Genomic DNA, 14,136 nt, shown 5'->3' with positions numbered 1-14,136 from the left:
CGACCAGGAGCGGGCACTGGCGCGGGCGCTGGTGGCGCGCGCGCCACGCGCCGCCGCGCCGGTGCAGCCGCCGCCGCTGCTCGAGACCTTGTTCCCGCCCCGTGCCGCGTCCACCCCCGACTGGCAGAAGCTCGCCGTCGCGCTGGCGCTGCAGGGGCGGCTCACCGTCATCAGCGGCGGGCCGGGCACCGGCAAGACCACCACCGTTGCGGCCCTGCTCGCCTGCCTGCTCGAAAGCCAGCCGGCGCTGCGCATCGCGCTGGCCGCGCCCACCGGCAAGGCCGCGGCACGCATGCTCGAGGCGCTGCGCCAGCGCGCGCAGACCCTGCCCGCGGCCCTCGTCGCCCGCCTGCCGACCGAGGCCTTCACCGTGCACCGCCTGCTCGGCGTCACGCCCGATCCGGGTCGTTTCCGCCACCATGCCGGCAATCCGCTGGCGGTCGATGTGCTGGCGGTGGACGAGGCCTCGATGCTGGACCTCGCGCTCGCCACCCGTCTGGTCGATGCCCTGCCGCCCGAGGCGCGGCTCGTGCTGCTGGGCGACAAGGACCAGCTCGCCGCGGTCGAGGCCGGCGCGGTGTTCGCCGAGCTGTCGACGCAGTGCGTCTATTCCATGCCGATGCGCGCGCATCTCACGCAGCTCGATCCGGCTGCCGGCGCGGCGCTGGAGGGCCCGCAGGACACCGGGGTGGCGAGCGGGGGTTCCGTTGCGCCGCTGGCCGACGCGGTGGTGTGGCTGACGGAGAGCCACCGCTTCCGCGCCGATTCCGGCATCGGCCGGCTGGCGGCCGACATCCGTGCCGGGCGGGGCGATGCGGCGCTGGCCTGGCTGCGGACAGGCGAGGATGTCTCGGCCTGCTGGATCGAGGATGCCGGTACGCAGCTGGGGACCGTGGCGCGGGCGCGCGTCGAGGCCGGGTTCGCGCCCTATGTCGCCCTGCTGCGCGAAGGCCTGGGTGCCCGCATGGCCGGAAGCGCCCCGGGAACGGTTGACGTGGCCGCGGCCACCCGCGCCTTCGAACGCTTCCGCGTGCTGGTGGCGGTGCGCGAGGGCGGGCGCGGGCTGGCCGCGCTCAATGCCCATCTCGAAGCCCACCTGCGGGCGGCGCTCGGCCTGCCGCCGGAGCGCAGCGCGGTGGCGCGCTGGTATCCGGGACGGCCGGTCATCGTGCTCGCCAATGACTATCGCCTTGGCCTGTTCAACGGCGACATCGGCCTGTGCCTGCCGGACGGGCAGGGCGAGTTGCGGGTGTTCTTCGCCGCAGCGGACGGTGGCTTCCGCGCCATCCCGCCCCTGCGCCTGCCGGCGCACGACACGGCGTTTGCGCTGACGGTGCACAAGAGCCAGGGCTCGGAGTTCGACGAGGTGCTGCTGGTGCTGCCGGCCGAGCCGGTACGCGTGCTGACGCGCGAGCTGATCTACACCGGCGTCACCCGCGCCGCGAAACGGGTGACGGTGACCGGCGCGGGCGATGTCTTCGTCGCCGGCTGCGCGGCCCGCACGCTGCGGGCCTCGGGCCTGCGCGACCGCATGCGCGAGGCGGCGCGGGCATGACTCGCCGCGTCCGTCCATCGCCGCTCGCCCGCGCCCGGTGCCCGGCGCTTGGTGTGGCGTGTCCTGGCGGCGCAGTCGAAACTGCGCTTCGCCGAAGCCTTGAACGAGGGCGCCGGATGAAGATGAGGAAACCAGGGCGGGGATGCACCGCGCGTGTGCCGTGCGGTGCTGCCAGCGTGCATTGCGGAGGGCCGCGCTGATGGCGAACGACATGCTGCAGGATGGAATGGTGCTGCCGACGGATGCGATGCGGGAGGATGCAGCGGACACGGGCATCCGCATTCGCTTCGAGGTGGCCTATCCGGGCTTTGGCCTCGACGTCGACCTGAATCTGCCGGGGCGCGGCGTCACCGCGCTGTTCGGCCATTCCGGCTCGGGCAAGACCACCTTGCTGCGCTGTGTCGCCGGGCTGGAGCCCGCGGCCCGCGGCGTGCTGACCGTCAATGGCGCGTGCTGGCAGGATTCGGCGCGTGGCGTCTTCGTGCCGCCGCACCGGCGCGAACTCGGCTACGTCTTCCAGGAAGCGAGCCTGTTCGCCCACCTGTCGGTACGACGCAACCTGGCGTTCGGCCTGCGCCGCATCCCGCCGGCGGCGCGCAAGGTTTCGATGGACCACGCGATCGCGCTGCTGGGGCTCGAGCACCTGCTCGAACGCATGCCCGACCGCCTCTCCGGCGGCGAGCGCCAGCGCGTCGGCATGGCGCGCGCGCTGCTCACCAGCCCGCACATCCTGCTGATGGACGAGCCGCTGGCCGCGCTCGACCACAAGCGCAAGCAGGAGATCCTGCCCTACCTCGAGCGCCTGCACGACGAGCTCGATATCCCGGTGCTCTACGTCAGCCATGCCGCGGAGGAGGTGGTGCGCCTGGCCGACCACATCGTGATGCTGGGCGAGGGGCGGGTGATGGCCGCTGGCGAACTGCGGGCGACGATGGCACGGCTGGACCTGCCGACCGCCTTCACCGAGGACGCCGGCGTGGTCGTCGAAGGCCGGGTGGCCGAGCACGACGACCACTACCACCTCACCCGGCTGGATTTTCCGGGCGGTGCGGTGTGGGTGTCGCGGCAGGCGGCCGAGCTTGGCCGCACGCTGCGCTTCCGCATCCACGCGCGCGACGTCAGCCTCGCGGACCATCAGGTCGAGGGCTCGAGCATCGTGAACCTGTTGCCGGTCGTCATCGAGGACATCGTCGGCGCCGATACGCCGGCACACGTGCTGGTGCGGATGGACGCGGGCGGTACGCCGCTGGTGGCGCGCATCACGCGGCGTTCGAGCGAGCAGCTGGTGCTGCGCCCCGGGCGCCGGATGTGGGCGCAGATCAAGTCGGTAGCGCTGCTGGCATAGGGCGTTCATCGCCCGGCTCGCGCACCGTGGCGTCGGGATGCGATCATGGCGCCCCCGCAAGCATGGACAGCCCGCATGACCGACACTTCCCCCATCCGCGCCCGCAACTTCCCCTCCGCCCAGGACGAGGCCAAGGCCGTGCAGCCGCACGGCCGCTACGACGGCCCGGGCAGTTCCTTCCGCATGGCCTTCACCGACACCGACTTCCTGCTGCGCGAGGAGCTGCGCCCGGTGCGCCTGCAGCTCGAACTGCTGAAGCCGGAGCTGATCCAGCAGGAGCAGGGCGTGGACTCCACCGTGGTGGTGTTCGGCAGCGCGCGCTTCAAGGCGCCGGATGTCGCGGCGAAGATGCTGGAAGAGGCGGTGGCCAGCGGCGAGGCGGCCGCGATCCGCAGCGCCGAGCGCATGGTCAGGAACGCGCAGTGGTACGAGGAGGCGCGTCGCTTCGGCGAACTGGTGACGCGCGAACCGGACGCGCTCGGCGAGCCGGTCATCGTCGCCACCGGCGGCGGGCCCGGCATCATGGAGGCCGGCAACCGCGGCGCCTACGAGGCCGGCGGGCGCAGCATGGGCATGAGCATCTTCCTGCCCTTCGAGGAGGCACCCAACCCCTACATCACGCCCGAGCTGTGCTTCCAGTTCCACTACTTCGCCATCCGCAAGATGCACTTCCTGATGCGCGCGGTGGCGCTGGTGAGCTTTCCCGGCGGGCTGGGCACGCTCGACGAGCTGTTCGAGGTGCTGACGCTGACGCAGACGCGCAAGATCCGCCGCCGGCCGATCGTGCTGATCGGGCGTGACTTCTGGGAACGCCTGATCAATTTCGACGTGCTCGTCGAGCACGGCGTGATCAGCCCGGAGGACAAGAACCTGTTCCACTACGCCGAGACGGCCGAGGAGGCGTGGGGCATCATCAAGGCCGCCTACCAGGGCGACAACCCGGCGCTGGTGGCGCGCCAGATGCGCGGCAACTGAGCGCTAGGAGTCTGCGCGGCAGAACTCCAGAGCGTGTTTTTTAGCAGAACGATTGGCGAACCGAGAGGTGCGGCAAGAGACTGAGGCCGTGGTTAAGTTGCTTTGCGACGTCGCGGCGCGCATGCCGGACGGCAACGGGGACAGGTTTGCCCCCTTTTCCCGTCATGCCGTCCTCAATGTGCTCATCCTGCGCAGGTTCAGCGCCATACAGACGAGCTTCCACTCCGCTTTGACGCGCTCCAGGCCCCGCAGGCTGAACTGCCGGAATCCCAACACGTTCTTGATCCAGCCGTTGGGCGGTTCGGCGATCCATTTCCGTTTTCGGTAGGCGCTCTTGCCCGCCTCGCTCTCGAGCTTGTCGGCCATCTGTGCGGTGTGCGGATTGCGTTCGCGGTCGAAACCGAGTCGGCGCTTGCCTTCCCGGCCCAGCGCCACCACCAGTTCGGTCCCGCACCCGTCGAGTTCCCGGAACGTTTGCTCCGAGCGGTAGCCGGTGTCGGCCAGCGCCTGGCGCGGTCGTTGTTCGACGTTGTCGCGCACGGCCTGCAGTACCCCCGCCAGTTGCCCGGCGTCGCTGGCGTTGTTGGTCAGTTCGGCCGCCACGATGATGTGGGCGGTCTCGTCGACCGCCGTCTGGGCGTTGTAGCTCGGATCGAACCCGCCGCCGGCGCGCTTCATGATGCGGCTGTCCGGATCCGTGAAGTTCTCCTGCGCCTTGTCCTCGGGCACTCCAAAGTCGCGCTTGTAGCGCCCGCCCTTCGGTTTGCCGTCACCGCCGCGCGGGCGACGGTCGTCATCGTCGCTGCGCCCGCGCGCCTGATCGGCCTCGCGCTGGCGCTGCTCGAGCCGCGCCCGGGCTTCAGCAATCGCCGTCAGCCGCGCCTCGCGCCGCGCGATCTCGGCCGGCACATCCAGCTCGGGCTCGTTCCGCTCGGCGTCGTCGGCGGCCTTGGCCCGATTGAGCAGCGCCTCGATCTGCCGTTTCAACTCGGCCTCCGCCTTCACCATATGGCCGTAACTCATCGCCTTGTGGCGGCTGGCGTTTGCCTTGACCTTGGTGCCGTCGATGGCCACCGTCCCGAGCTTGACCAGCCCCATCTCGCGGGCCAGTCGTACCACCTGCACGAACAACTCGCTCAGCTCCTTCAAATGGACAGCGCGAAAGTCGCTCAGCGTGCGGTGGGCCGGGAAGTTGTCTGCCGCCAGGACCCGGAACGCCACATCCTCGTGCAGCTTGCGCGCGATCTTGCGCGAACTGAACACGCCCGTGGCGTACGCATACAGCAGCACCTTGACCATCATGGCCGGATGAAACGGCTGGTTGCGCGGTCCGCCACCGGCATACCGGGCGTGGAACGCGCTCAGGTCCAACCCGTCGACCGCGTCGCTGATGAAGTACGCCAAGTGGCCTTCGGGTAGCCACTCCTGCAGCGCCTGGGGCAGCAGCATCTGCTGCTGCGGGCAATAGGGCAGATAGCTCGTCATCTCGACAGTCTACCGGCCCCGAAACGCCCGGGAGGACTTAACTCACCGACGCTTGGCTTCTGCCGCGCAGACTCCTAGTCGAAGATCCGCATCTTGCGCGCGCTGCGGGTGCCGAAGATCTGCGGCTCCTGCGGCAGGCGGTTGGTGGGCAGGTACTTGCGGATCGCGGCGTGCCACTGCTCGTAGGTCTGCGGCTTCTGCTCGCGCAGGGTCTTCAGCGCGTAGAAGGTGAAGGCGCCGTTGGGCCGTCCGCCGAAGGACGTGTCCCAGCTGTACTCCTCGTCGCGGCAGCCGGCCAGCAGCAGGTCGCCGCCGGCGCGGCGCATGCCGCCGACCAGCGTCAGCGCGCTCGCGCGTGGTGCGTCGGGCAGTTCGCCGGCCTTCATCCAGGCTTCGGGCGGCAGGAAGCGGGCGCGCGGGCCGCCGGGGTCGAGGTCGCTGTCGTCGCCGCGCGTCACCGAGCCCGAGTGGCAGCTGTCCGAAATCAGCAGCAGGCGCACGCCGGCGCCACGGCTGTCGAACAGGGGGCGGATCTCGTCGTCCAGCAGCGGCCCCTTGCGGTCGATGTCCCACGGGCACAGAGCCTCGTCGCGACCGTCGGGCTCGTCGCCGTCCTTGTCCACCACCCAGGTGCCGTGGCCGGAATAGGTGAACACCAGGGTGTCGTTCTTCTGCGCGCCGGCGATCAGTGCCTCGATCGCGGCGATCATCGCGGCGCGGGTGGCCTGGGCGTCCAGCAGCGTCGTGACCTCGAAGCCGCGCCCCTGCAACTCGGCGCTCCAGTCGCGGGCATCGTTGACACAGCCGCTGAGGTCGCTGTCGGTGCCGGGGTAGTCGTTGATGCCGATGCAGAGTGCACGTCTGGCCATGATGGTCTCCTGGAGCGCCCCGCCGGCAGGGCGCGGTGCGTTTCCAGCATAGTTCCGCGGCATGCGGTTTTCCATGGCCAGTGCAGGCGGGTGCGCGCTCGCCTAGAATTCGACGACACGCCCGCCACCGGTTGTCGCGGAGGCGCGGCCGGGTTGCGAACGAAGCGGACTGGGCGGCTGGCATGACGAGAAGCGAGCGGAATCCGAAGATGGGGGCTTGCAGGGGCACCGTGCGCGCCATCGCACGGGATGCGGCGCCGTCCCATGCGCGTGCGCCCGGCGCCGGCACGCCGTATCGCCTGCTGTTGCTTGGGTTCTTCCTGGTGCTGGCCGCGCTGGCGCAGGCCGGCTCAGCCGATGCTGCCGACCCCCGTGCGCCCAGGCTTGCCATGCTGCTGGAGGACGGCGGCCCCGCGCTCGGCGCGGAGCAGGCGTTCGCCCTGCAGCGCGAGGGGCGGTTCCGCGACCTGCCCGCCGGTGTGCCCAAGTTCGGCATCGGCGCGCCCCCGGTGTGGTTCCATTTCGCGGTCGATCATGCAGGTTCGGGCCCCCTCCTGCGCCAGCTGCTTGCCGGTGTGCCCTGGATCGAGCGGCTCGAGGTATTCGTGCTGCAGGACGGGCAGCTCCGCGCGGTGCAGCGGGCGGGCGATGGCGAGGCCGGGCTGCGCGGGCCGATGGGCAGCCTCGGCTTCGCCTTCGACCTCGCCTTCGCCCCGGGCCACAGCGACGTGCTGATCCGTGCCCAGACTGCCGACCCGCTCGTGATGCCGCTGCGCCTGCTGCCCCCGGACGAGGCGATCGAACTCCAGCGCCGGCACGACTACGGCTTTGGGCTGCTGTATGGCTTCCTGCTGGCGCTGATCGCCTACAACGCGATGATCTTCATCGGCCTGCGTCACCGCAGCCACCTGGACTATGTGCTCTATGTGGGCACCTTCCTGCTGCTCAGTCTCGCCTACTCGGGGCATGGCGTCGCGCGATTTTGGCCGGGGCAGGCCGGCTTCCAGCAGTACGTCATCCTCATGCTGATGGTGCTGCTTGCCGCCATGGGCCTGCGTTTTGCCAGCGGGTTCCTGCATCTGGAGACGATCGTACCGCGCGCGCATCGCGGCGTACGGGGGTTCTACCTGGCCGCGCTGCTGGCGATCGGCGCCTGCACGCTGTTCGGGCTGCAGTCGGCGGCGGTGTTCACGGCTTTCTTCGTGGTGCAGGTGTTCTCGGTGCTGATGTGCCTGCTCGGCGTCGTCGGCCTGCGCGCGCGCCAGGACGGCGCGCCCTATTTCATGGCCGGTGCGGTGTCGGGCATGCTCGGAGCCTCGGTGACCGCGATGGCCGTGTGGCGAGGGATGCCCTTCACCGAGCTCACCTTCCGCGCGGCCGAGCTCGGGTTTGCGGTCGATGGCACGATCCTCGCGCTTGCGCTCGCCGACCGCATGCGCCGCATCCGGGAGCAGCAGCTGCGGGCGGAGCATCTGGCGGCGTTCGATCCGCTCACCGGCCTGCGCAACCGGCGCGCCTTTGCCGAGCATGCCGCGCCGGTGTGGAGCACGGCGCGCCGCCACGGGCGTCCGCTGTCGGTCATCGTGCTCGACCTCGATCACTTCAAGCGCATCAACGACAGCCACGGCCATGCGATCGGCGACACGGTGCTGGTGGCGGCAGCGCGGGCGATCGAGCGCGACTGCCGTGCCGGGGACATCGCCGCGCGCTGGGGCGGCGAGGAGTTCATCGTGCTGATGCCCGAGACCACGGGCCAGCAGGCCTGGGCGATGGCCGAGCGCCTGCTCGCCAGCGTGCGTTCGATCGACATTCCGCTCGGGGGCGAGCGCCTTGGGGTGTCGGCCAGCGTCGGCGTTGCCGAATGGCGTGGACACGACGACCTCGAGGCGCTGATCCGCGAGGCCGATGCGTGGATGTACGCATCGAAGCGCGCCGGGCGCGACCGGGTGTCGGGCAGTTCGCCGGCCGCGGACCGGGCCTACGCGGGCTGAACCGCAGCCGGGCTGGGGGCGGTCGTCAGCCGCGACGGTGCTGGTGCCGCCAGGCGGCCGGCGTCATGCCGAAGCTGCGCTTGAAGGCGCGGCTGAAGGCGGCGTCGGACTCATAGCCCACCTCGAAGGCGATCTGCGCAGTCGCGGCCGGGCTGTCGCGCAGGCGCTGGGCGGCGACCTGCAGGCGCCAGCTCGCCAGATAGTGCATGGGCGGGGTGCCGAGCACGCTGGTGAAGCGTTCGGCGAAGGCCGAGCGCGACAGCCCCACTTCGCGCGCGAGTTCCTCCGTGGTCCAGCGGTGGGCGACGCGGCGATGCAGCAGCGCCAGCGCACGGCCGACCATGCGATCCTGCAGGCCGGCGAGCCAGCCGGTCTGGTCGGCGGGCAGGCTGGCGAGATAGCGCCGCACCGCCTCGACGAACAGCAGTTCGGCCAGCTTGCCGAGCACGGCGGCCGAGCCCACCCCGCCCGCGGCGAACTCTTCCGCCGCCCGGCGGAAGGCGCTTTCGATCCAGGCGCCGCCCGTGCTGTCGCGGACCTCGAGCCGCAGGACGGCCGGCAGCGTGGCGACGAGCGGATTGTGCGGCGCCTCGCAGCCGAGATAGCCGCACACGATGCGTGTCGCGTCGCCGCCTCCCCCCAGCCGCAGCAGGGCGGGCGTCGCCGCCCCGGGGGCTTCGAGGCGGTCGTCGATCGGCGTGGGCGGCAGGCCCGGCGCGCTGCACAGCCGATGCGTGTCGTTGCGCGGCAGCAGCACGATCTCGCCGGCGCCAACCCGGACCGCCGGATCGCCGTGCGGTTGCACGAACATCTGCCCGGCAACGACGTAGTGGTAGGCGATGAGATGGGCCGGCACCTCGCCGTCGGGAAACTCCTCCGGCCCGACCTTCGAATCGACGCACCACGGCGCGGTGAACTCGGCGTCCAGAAAGACGCCGCCTGACAGCCTCACCGCGGCGAAGACGTCGGAAAGCGCATCCATGATCCTTCCTTCTCGAGCGATGTCCGGCGCCACGGGCAAGACTTCCGGCGTCCCGGACATATCGCGCGGCTGCTCGTGGACTTAACTTAGCACCGCGCGCTCCTCCCGGCCGGGCTTCTTCGGGCGGGACACAAGAGGCGCCCCCAACCCCAAAGGAGGCGAGAGATGAGCATCCATGACGAACTGGGCCTTGCCTGCACCGGTGCCGATGCCGAGAGCCTGGGTCACTACCGCCGCGCGCTGCGGGAGTTCCAGTGCTATGTCGGCGACCCCGTGGCCGACACCGACGCGGCGATCGCGCTGCGCCCCGATTTCGTGATGGCTCGCGTGTTGCGGGCCTACCTGCATCTGCTCGGCACCGAGCCCGTCGGCCTCGCCGTCGCCCGTGCCGAGGTGGACGCCGCGCGCCGCTTGCCCGCCACTGCGCGTGAGCGGGCGCATGTGGCGGCGGTCGAGGCCATCGCGAGCGCTCACTGGCATCGTGCCGGCCGCATGCTGGAGGATGTCGCCATCGACTATCCGCACGACCTGCTCGCGCTGCAGGCCGGCCATCTGGTGGATTTCTACGTTGGCAACGCGCGCATGCTGCGCGACCGCATCGCGCGGGCGCTGCCCGAGTGGTCGCGGGACATGCCGGGCTGCCACGTGCTGCTCGGCATGCACGCCTTTGGCCTGGAGGAGTGCGCCGACTATGCGCGCGCCGAGGCCGAGGGCAAGGCGGCGGTCGAACTCGAGCGCCGCGACGGCTGGGCCTGGCATGCGGTCGCCCACGTGATGGAGATGCAGGGCCGCGAGCGCGACGGCATCGCCTGGCTGCGGCAGGACACCGAGGCGTGGTCGGCCGACAGTTTCTTCCGTGTGCACAACTGGTGGCACCTGGCGCTGTATCACCTCGAACTCGGCGAGATCGATGAAGTGTTGCAGCTCTATGACGGCCCGATCCGCGGCGGGCGCTCGACCGAGGTGCTCAACCTGATCGACGCGTCGGCCATGCTGTGGCGGCTGCATCTGCGCGGCATCGACGTCGGTGCGCGCTGGGAAAGCCTCGCCGACGACTGGTGGCCGCTGGCGACGGCGGGCAGCTATGCCTTCAACGATGTGCATGCGGTGATGGCCTTCGTCGGCGCGCGGCGCTTCGATGCGGTGGAGGCGGTGATCGAGGCCCAGCGTGGCGCGATGGCCGGGCAGAGCGACAACGTCGCCTTCACGCGCGAGGTCGGCCATCCGCTGACGCTGGCGCTGCGCGAGTTCGGCGAAGGACGCTACGTCGATTGCGTGCGTCGCATCCGTGACGTGCGCGAGATCGGGCATCGCTTCGGCGGCAGCAACGCGCAGCGCAGCGTGCTCGACCTCACCCTGCTCGAGGCCGCACTGCGTGGCGAGCGGACTGCGCTGGCCCGTGCGCTGTGTGCCGAGCGCCTGGGCACGCGGCCGCACAGTCCGCTGACGCGGCAGTACGTGGCGCGCACCGTGCCGCTGCTTGAGGCGGCCTGAGCACGCCGGGCGGCCGGTCGGTAACGGCGCTATCGCGGCGCCGTCAGGCTGAATATAATTACAGCCATGCCGACCGCCCATGCCCCTCATGCCACCGCCGCCGCGGCCGATCCGCTCGCGCAGCTCAACCCTGCGCAGCGCGCGGCGGTGGTGCAGGGCGTGGGCGACCGCGCGACGCCGGGCGCGCCGCTGCTGGTGATCGCGGGCGCCGGATCGGGCAAGACCAACACGCTGGCGCACCGTGTCGCGCACCTCATCGCACACGGCGCCGATCCCGGCCGCATCCTGCTGCTCACCTTCTCGCGCCGTGCGGCCGACGAGATGGGGCGCCGGGTGCGGCGCATCCTGACGCAGGCGTCGGCCGGCCGGCCCGGTCTGGCGCAGGCCGAGCTGCACTGGTCCGGCACCTTCCACGCCATCGGCGCGCGCCTGCTGCGCGACTACGCCGGCCGTATCGGGCTCGACCCCGGCTTCACCATCCACGACCGCGAGGACGCCGGCGACCTGATGAACCTGGTGCGCCACGAGCTGGGCCTGTCGGCGACCAAGCAGCGTTTTCCGCAGAAGGGCAGCTGCCTCGCGATCTACTCGGCGGCGGTCAACACACAGGCGCCGCTGGCGGAGGTGCTGCAGGCGAGCTTCCCCTGGTGCGCGGAGTGGGAGGACGCGCTCAAGCGCCTGTTCCGCGCCTACGTCGAGGCCAAGCAGGCGCAGCAGGTGCTCGACTACGACGACCTGCTGCTGTACTGGGCGCAGATGGTGGCCGAGCCGGCATTGGGTGAGGAGATCGGCGGCCTGTTCGACCATGTGCTGGTCGACGAATACCAGGACACCAACCTCCTGCAGGCGTCGATCCTGCTCGCGATGAAACCCGATGGCCGCGGCCTGACCGTGGTCGGCGACGATGCGCAGTCGATCTACGCCTTCCGCGGCGCCACCGTGCGCAACATCCTCGACTTCCCGGCGGCCTTCGAGCCGCCCGCGCAGGTGGTGACGCTGGAGCAGAACTACCGCTCCACCAGGCCGATCCTGGCGGCCGCCAACGCGGTGATCGCGCTCGCCGCCGAGCGCTTCACCAAGAACCTGTGGTCCGAGCGCGAGTCGGCCCAGCGTCCGCGCCTGGTGTCGGTCAAGGACGACGCCGACCAGGCCGCCTTCGTCGTCGACACCGTGCTGGCGCGGCGCGAGGAGGGACTCAGGCTGAAGCAGCAGGCGGTGCTGTTCCGCGCCTCGGCGCACAGCGCGCGCCTCGAGATGGAGCTCACCCGGCGCAACATCCCTTTCGTGAAGTTCGGCGGGCTCAAGTTCCTCGAAGCTGCCCACGTCAAGGATGTGCTCGCGGTGCTGCGCTGGGCGGAAAATCCGCGCGACCGCATCTCGGGCTTCCGCGCCATCCAGCTGCTCGCCGGCGTCGGGCCCAAGACCGCCGGCCGCGTGCTCGACAACGTCTGCGCCGCGCCCGAGGGCTGCGCGCTGCTCGCCGAGCAGCCGGTGCCGGACGCCGCGCGCGCCGGATGGCAGGAATTCGCCGCGCTGGTCGAGCGCCTGGCCGAACGTCCGCAGTGGCCGGCGGATTTCGAGCTCGCCTGCCGCTGGTACGAGGCGCAGATGCCGCGCCTGTACGACGACTTCGCGGTGCGCGTGCTCGACGTCCAGCAACTCGCCCGCATCGCCGCCACCAGCCCGAGCCGGCAGCGCTTCCTCACCGAGCTCACCCTCGACCCGCCCAGCGCCACCAGTGGCGAGGCCGGCATGCCGCTGCTCGACGAGGACTACCTGATCCTGTCGACGATGCACTCGGCCAAGGGCCAGGAGTGGAACGCGGTGAGCGTGCTCAACGTGGTCGACGGCTGCATCCCGTCCGACGTCGCCACCCGCAACAGCGCCGAGGTCGAGGAGGAGCGCCGCCTGCTGTACGTGGCGATGACGCGCGCCAAGGACAGCCTCGACCTGATCGTGCCGCAGCGTTTCTACGTCACCCAGCAGATTGGCATGGGCGACCGCCACGTGTATGCCGGACGCACCCGCTTCATCCCCAACCGCCTGCTCGGGCACTTCGAGCAGATCAGCTGGCCGCCTCCGCCGCCCGAACTGCAGGGCTTGCCCGCCTCGCGCCAGGCGGCGATCGATCTCGCGGCGAAGATGCGCGACATGTGGCGCTGAGCATCGCCACGGCGTCCCGCGAGCGTTGCCGCCCGCCAGGGGCGGCGCCATGATCGGTCGCCCTTTCCTCCCTGTAAGCCTGCCATGGGTCTTTCCGCCGCCGACCTTGACGAGAACGGCCTCAAGATCGGCATCTCGCCCGAGCATTTCCGTTCGGTGGCGATGCCGCTGCTGTTCGACCACCTCAACGCCCAGTGCGAAGGCACGGTGGCGGTCAACCGCGAGGCGCGCATCGTGTGGATGAGCGACAAGTACGCGAGCAAGATCGGATTGGCCGACGGGCGCAGCGCGCTCGGGCGCGAGATCGAGGCGGTGTTGCCGTCCAGCCGGCTGCGCGAGGTGGTCGACAGCGGCCAGCCCAGCCTGCTCGACCTGATGCCCTTCGGCGACGAGCACTTCGTCGTCACCCGCATCCCCTTGCGCGCCGATGACGGCCAGGTGGTGGGGGCGCTCGGCTTCGTGCTGTTCGACCGCGCGCGCCACCTGAAGCCGCTGATGGAGAAGTTCGGCCGGCTGCAGGCGCGTCTGGCCGAGACCGAACGTGCGCTGCTGCAGGCCCGGCGTGCGCGGTACACGATCGCCAACTTCATCGGCACCAGCGCGGTCGCGACCGAGATCAAGCGCCAGGCGCGCGCCGACGGCCCCTTCGTCGCGGTAAACATGGCGGCCGTGCCGGACAACCTGGTCGAGGCCGAACTGTTCGGCACGGCGCCGGGGGCCTTCACCGGCGCCGATCGCAAGGCACGGCTGGGCAAGTTCGAACTCGCCAATGGCGGCACCCTGTTCCTCGACGAGATCGGCGACCTGTCGCTGCCACTGCAGGTCAAGCTGCTGCGCGTGCTGCAGGAGCAGCAGGTCGAGCCCCTCGGCTCCAACCAGGTGCGCCCGCTCGATGTGCGCGTGATCGCGGCCACCCATGTGGATCTCGAGGCGCGGGTGGCCGAGGGCGGCTTCCGCGCCGACCTGTTCTACCGCCTGAACGTGCTGAGTCTGCGCGTACCGGCGCTGCGCGAGCGTCGCGAGGACGTCCGCGCCCTGGTCGAGGCCTTGCTCGACGACATCGCCGCGCGCTCCGGCCAGCGTCCGCTGGAGCTTGCCGACGACGCGCTGGCGCTGCTCGCAGAGCAGGCCTGGCCGGGCAACGTGCGCCAGCTGCGCAACCTGCTCGAGCGCGCCCAGCTCAGCGCCGAGCACGGTCCGCTCGATGGCGCGGCGCTGGCGGCCCTGCTCGACACCGCCGAGCCGGCGCTGGCCGTGCCCGCCGCGGTCGCAAGCCC

10 protein-coding genes are annotated in these 14,136 nt (G+C 70.9%); 7 read left to right on the top strand and 3 right to left on the bottom strand.

Annotation, left to right across the window (positions count from 1 at the left end; translation table 11 throughout):
• The 3 genes from recD to C664_RS19310 all read left to right on the top strand — a co-directional run.
• On the top strand, window positions 1–1,555 hold a 1,555-nt coding region (recD, locus tag C664_RS19320), incomplete at its 5' end, for an exodeoxyribonuclease V subunit alpha (protein ID WP_004292805.1).
• Between the two features lie 211 nt (window positions 1,556–1,766).
• On the top strand, window positions 1,767–2,900 hold the full coding sequence (gene modC / locus C664_RS19315) for a molybdenum ABC transporter ATP-binding protein (RefSeq protein WP_198291558.1): 1,134 nt from the start codon (window positions 1,767–1,769) through the stop codon (window positions 2,898–2,900).
• A 75-nt stretch (window positions 2,901–2,975) separates the two neighbouring features.
• Window positions 2,976–3,875 carry an LOG family protein gene (locus C664_RS19310; RefSeq protein WP_004292802.1) on the top strand — a complete coding sequence of 300 codons (900 nt, stop codon included), beginning with the start codon at window positions 2,976–2,978 and terminating at the stop codon, window positions 3,873–3,875.
• Window positions 3,876–4,037: 162 nt separating this feature from the next.
• Here the strand turns inward: C664_RS19310 and C664_RS19305 are convergent, their stop codons facing one another.
• The gene (locus C664_RS19305; protein WP_004251208.1) at window positions 4,038–5,360 is read right to left on the bottom strand and encodes an IS1182 family transposase; all 1,323 of its coding nucleotides are present in this window, start codon (window positions 5,358–5,360) and stop codon (window positions 4,038–4,040) included.
• Between the two features lie 74 nt (window positions 5,361–5,434).
• On the bottom strand, window positions 5,435–6,229 hold the full coding sequence (locus C664_RS19300; protein WP_038012550.1) for a caspase family protein: 795 nt from the start codon (window positions 6,227–6,229) through the stop codon (window positions 5,435–5,437).
• A 209-nt stretch (window positions 6,230–6,438) separates the two neighbouring features.
• Here C664_RS19300 and C664_RS19295 point away from each other — a divergent pair, with 209 nt between their 5' ends.
• The gene (locus C664_RS19295; RefSeq protein WP_004292797.1) at window positions 6,439–8,220 is read left to right on the top strand and encodes a sensor domain-containing diguanylate cyclase; all 1,782 of its coding nucleotides are present in this window, start codon (window positions 6,439–6,441) and stop codon (window positions 8,218–8,220) included.
• A 25-nt stretch (window positions 8,221–8,245) separates the two neighbouring features.
• Here C664_RS19295 and C664_RS19290 read toward each other — a convergent pair whose 3' ends face one another.
• Window positions 8,246–9,202 (bottom strand): AraC family transcriptional regulator, encoded by a 957-nt coding sequence (locus tag C664_RS19290; RefSeq protein WP_004292795.1) that lies wholly within the window; start codon window positions 9,200–9,202, stop codon window positions 8,246–8,248.
• Between the two features lie 165 nt (window positions 9,203–9,367).
• Between C664_RS19290 and C664_RS19285 the strand changes: the two genes are divergently transcribed.
• From C664_RS19285 to C664_RS19275, 3 genes are all read left to right on the top strand, one after another.
• Window positions 9,368–10,696, top strand: coding sequence for a tetratricopeptide repeat protein (locus tag C664_RS19285; RefSeq protein ID WP_004292794.1), 1,329 nt, complete (start codon window positions 9,368–9,370; stop codon window positions 10,694–10,696).
• Between the two features lie 66 nt (window positions 10,697–10,762).
• Complete coding sequence (locus C664_RS19280) at window positions 10,763–12,859, top strand: ATP-dependent helicase (RefSeq protein ID WP_004292793.1); 2,097 nt, start codon at window positions 10,763–10,765, stop codon at window positions 12,857–12,859.
• 84 nt (window positions 12,860–12,943) lie between these two features.
• Window positions 12,944–14,136 (top strand): sigma-54 interaction domain-containing protein (locus C664_RS19275; RefSeq protein ID WP_004292792.1); only part of this gene is annotated, 1,193 nt, incomplete at its 3' end.

The organism is Thauera sp. 63 (assembly GCF_000310165.2).
GTDB lineage: Bacteria > Pseudomonadota > Gammaproteobacteria > Burkholderiales > Rhodocyclaceae > Thauera > Thauera humireducens.
Note: the sequence above shows the minus strand (reverse complement) of the source record. Positions and strands in the feature narration are given on the sequence as shown.

Excerpts from the sequence above, each read along its gene's own strand:
- modC (WP_198291558.1), top strand. The coding sequence starts at position 1,767 with ATGCTGCAGGATGGAATGGTGCTGCCGACGGATGCGATGCGGGAGGAT.
- C664_RS19310 (WP_004292802.1), top strand. The coding sequence starts at position 2,976 with ATGACCGACACTTCCCCCATCCGCGCCCGCAACTTCCCCTCCGCCCAG.
- C664_RS19305 (WP_004251208.1), bottom strand. The coding sequence starts at position 5,360 with ATGACGAGCTATCTGCCCTATTGCCCGCAGCAGCAGATGCTGCTGCCC.
- C664_RS19300 (WP_038012550.1), bottom strand. The coding sequence starts at position 6,229 with ATGGCCAGACGTGCACTCTGCATCGGCATCAACGACTACCCCGGCACC.
- C664_RS19295 (WP_004292797.1), top strand. The coding sequence starts at position 6,439 with ATGGGGGCTTGCAGGGGCACCGTGCGCGCCATCGCACGGGATGCGGCG.
- C664_RS19290 (WP_004292795.1), bottom strand. The coding sequence starts at position 9,202 with ATGGATGCGCTTTCCGACGTCTTCGCCGCGGTGAGGCTGTCAGGCGGC.
- C664_RS19285 (WP_004292794.1), top strand. The coding sequence starts at position 9,368 with ATGAGCATCCATGACGAACTGGGCCTTGCCTGCACCGGTGCCGATGCC.
- C664_RS19280 (WP_004292793.1), top strand. The coding sequence starts at position 10,763 with ATGCCGACCGCCCATGCCCCTCATGCCACCGCCGCCGCGGCCGATCCG.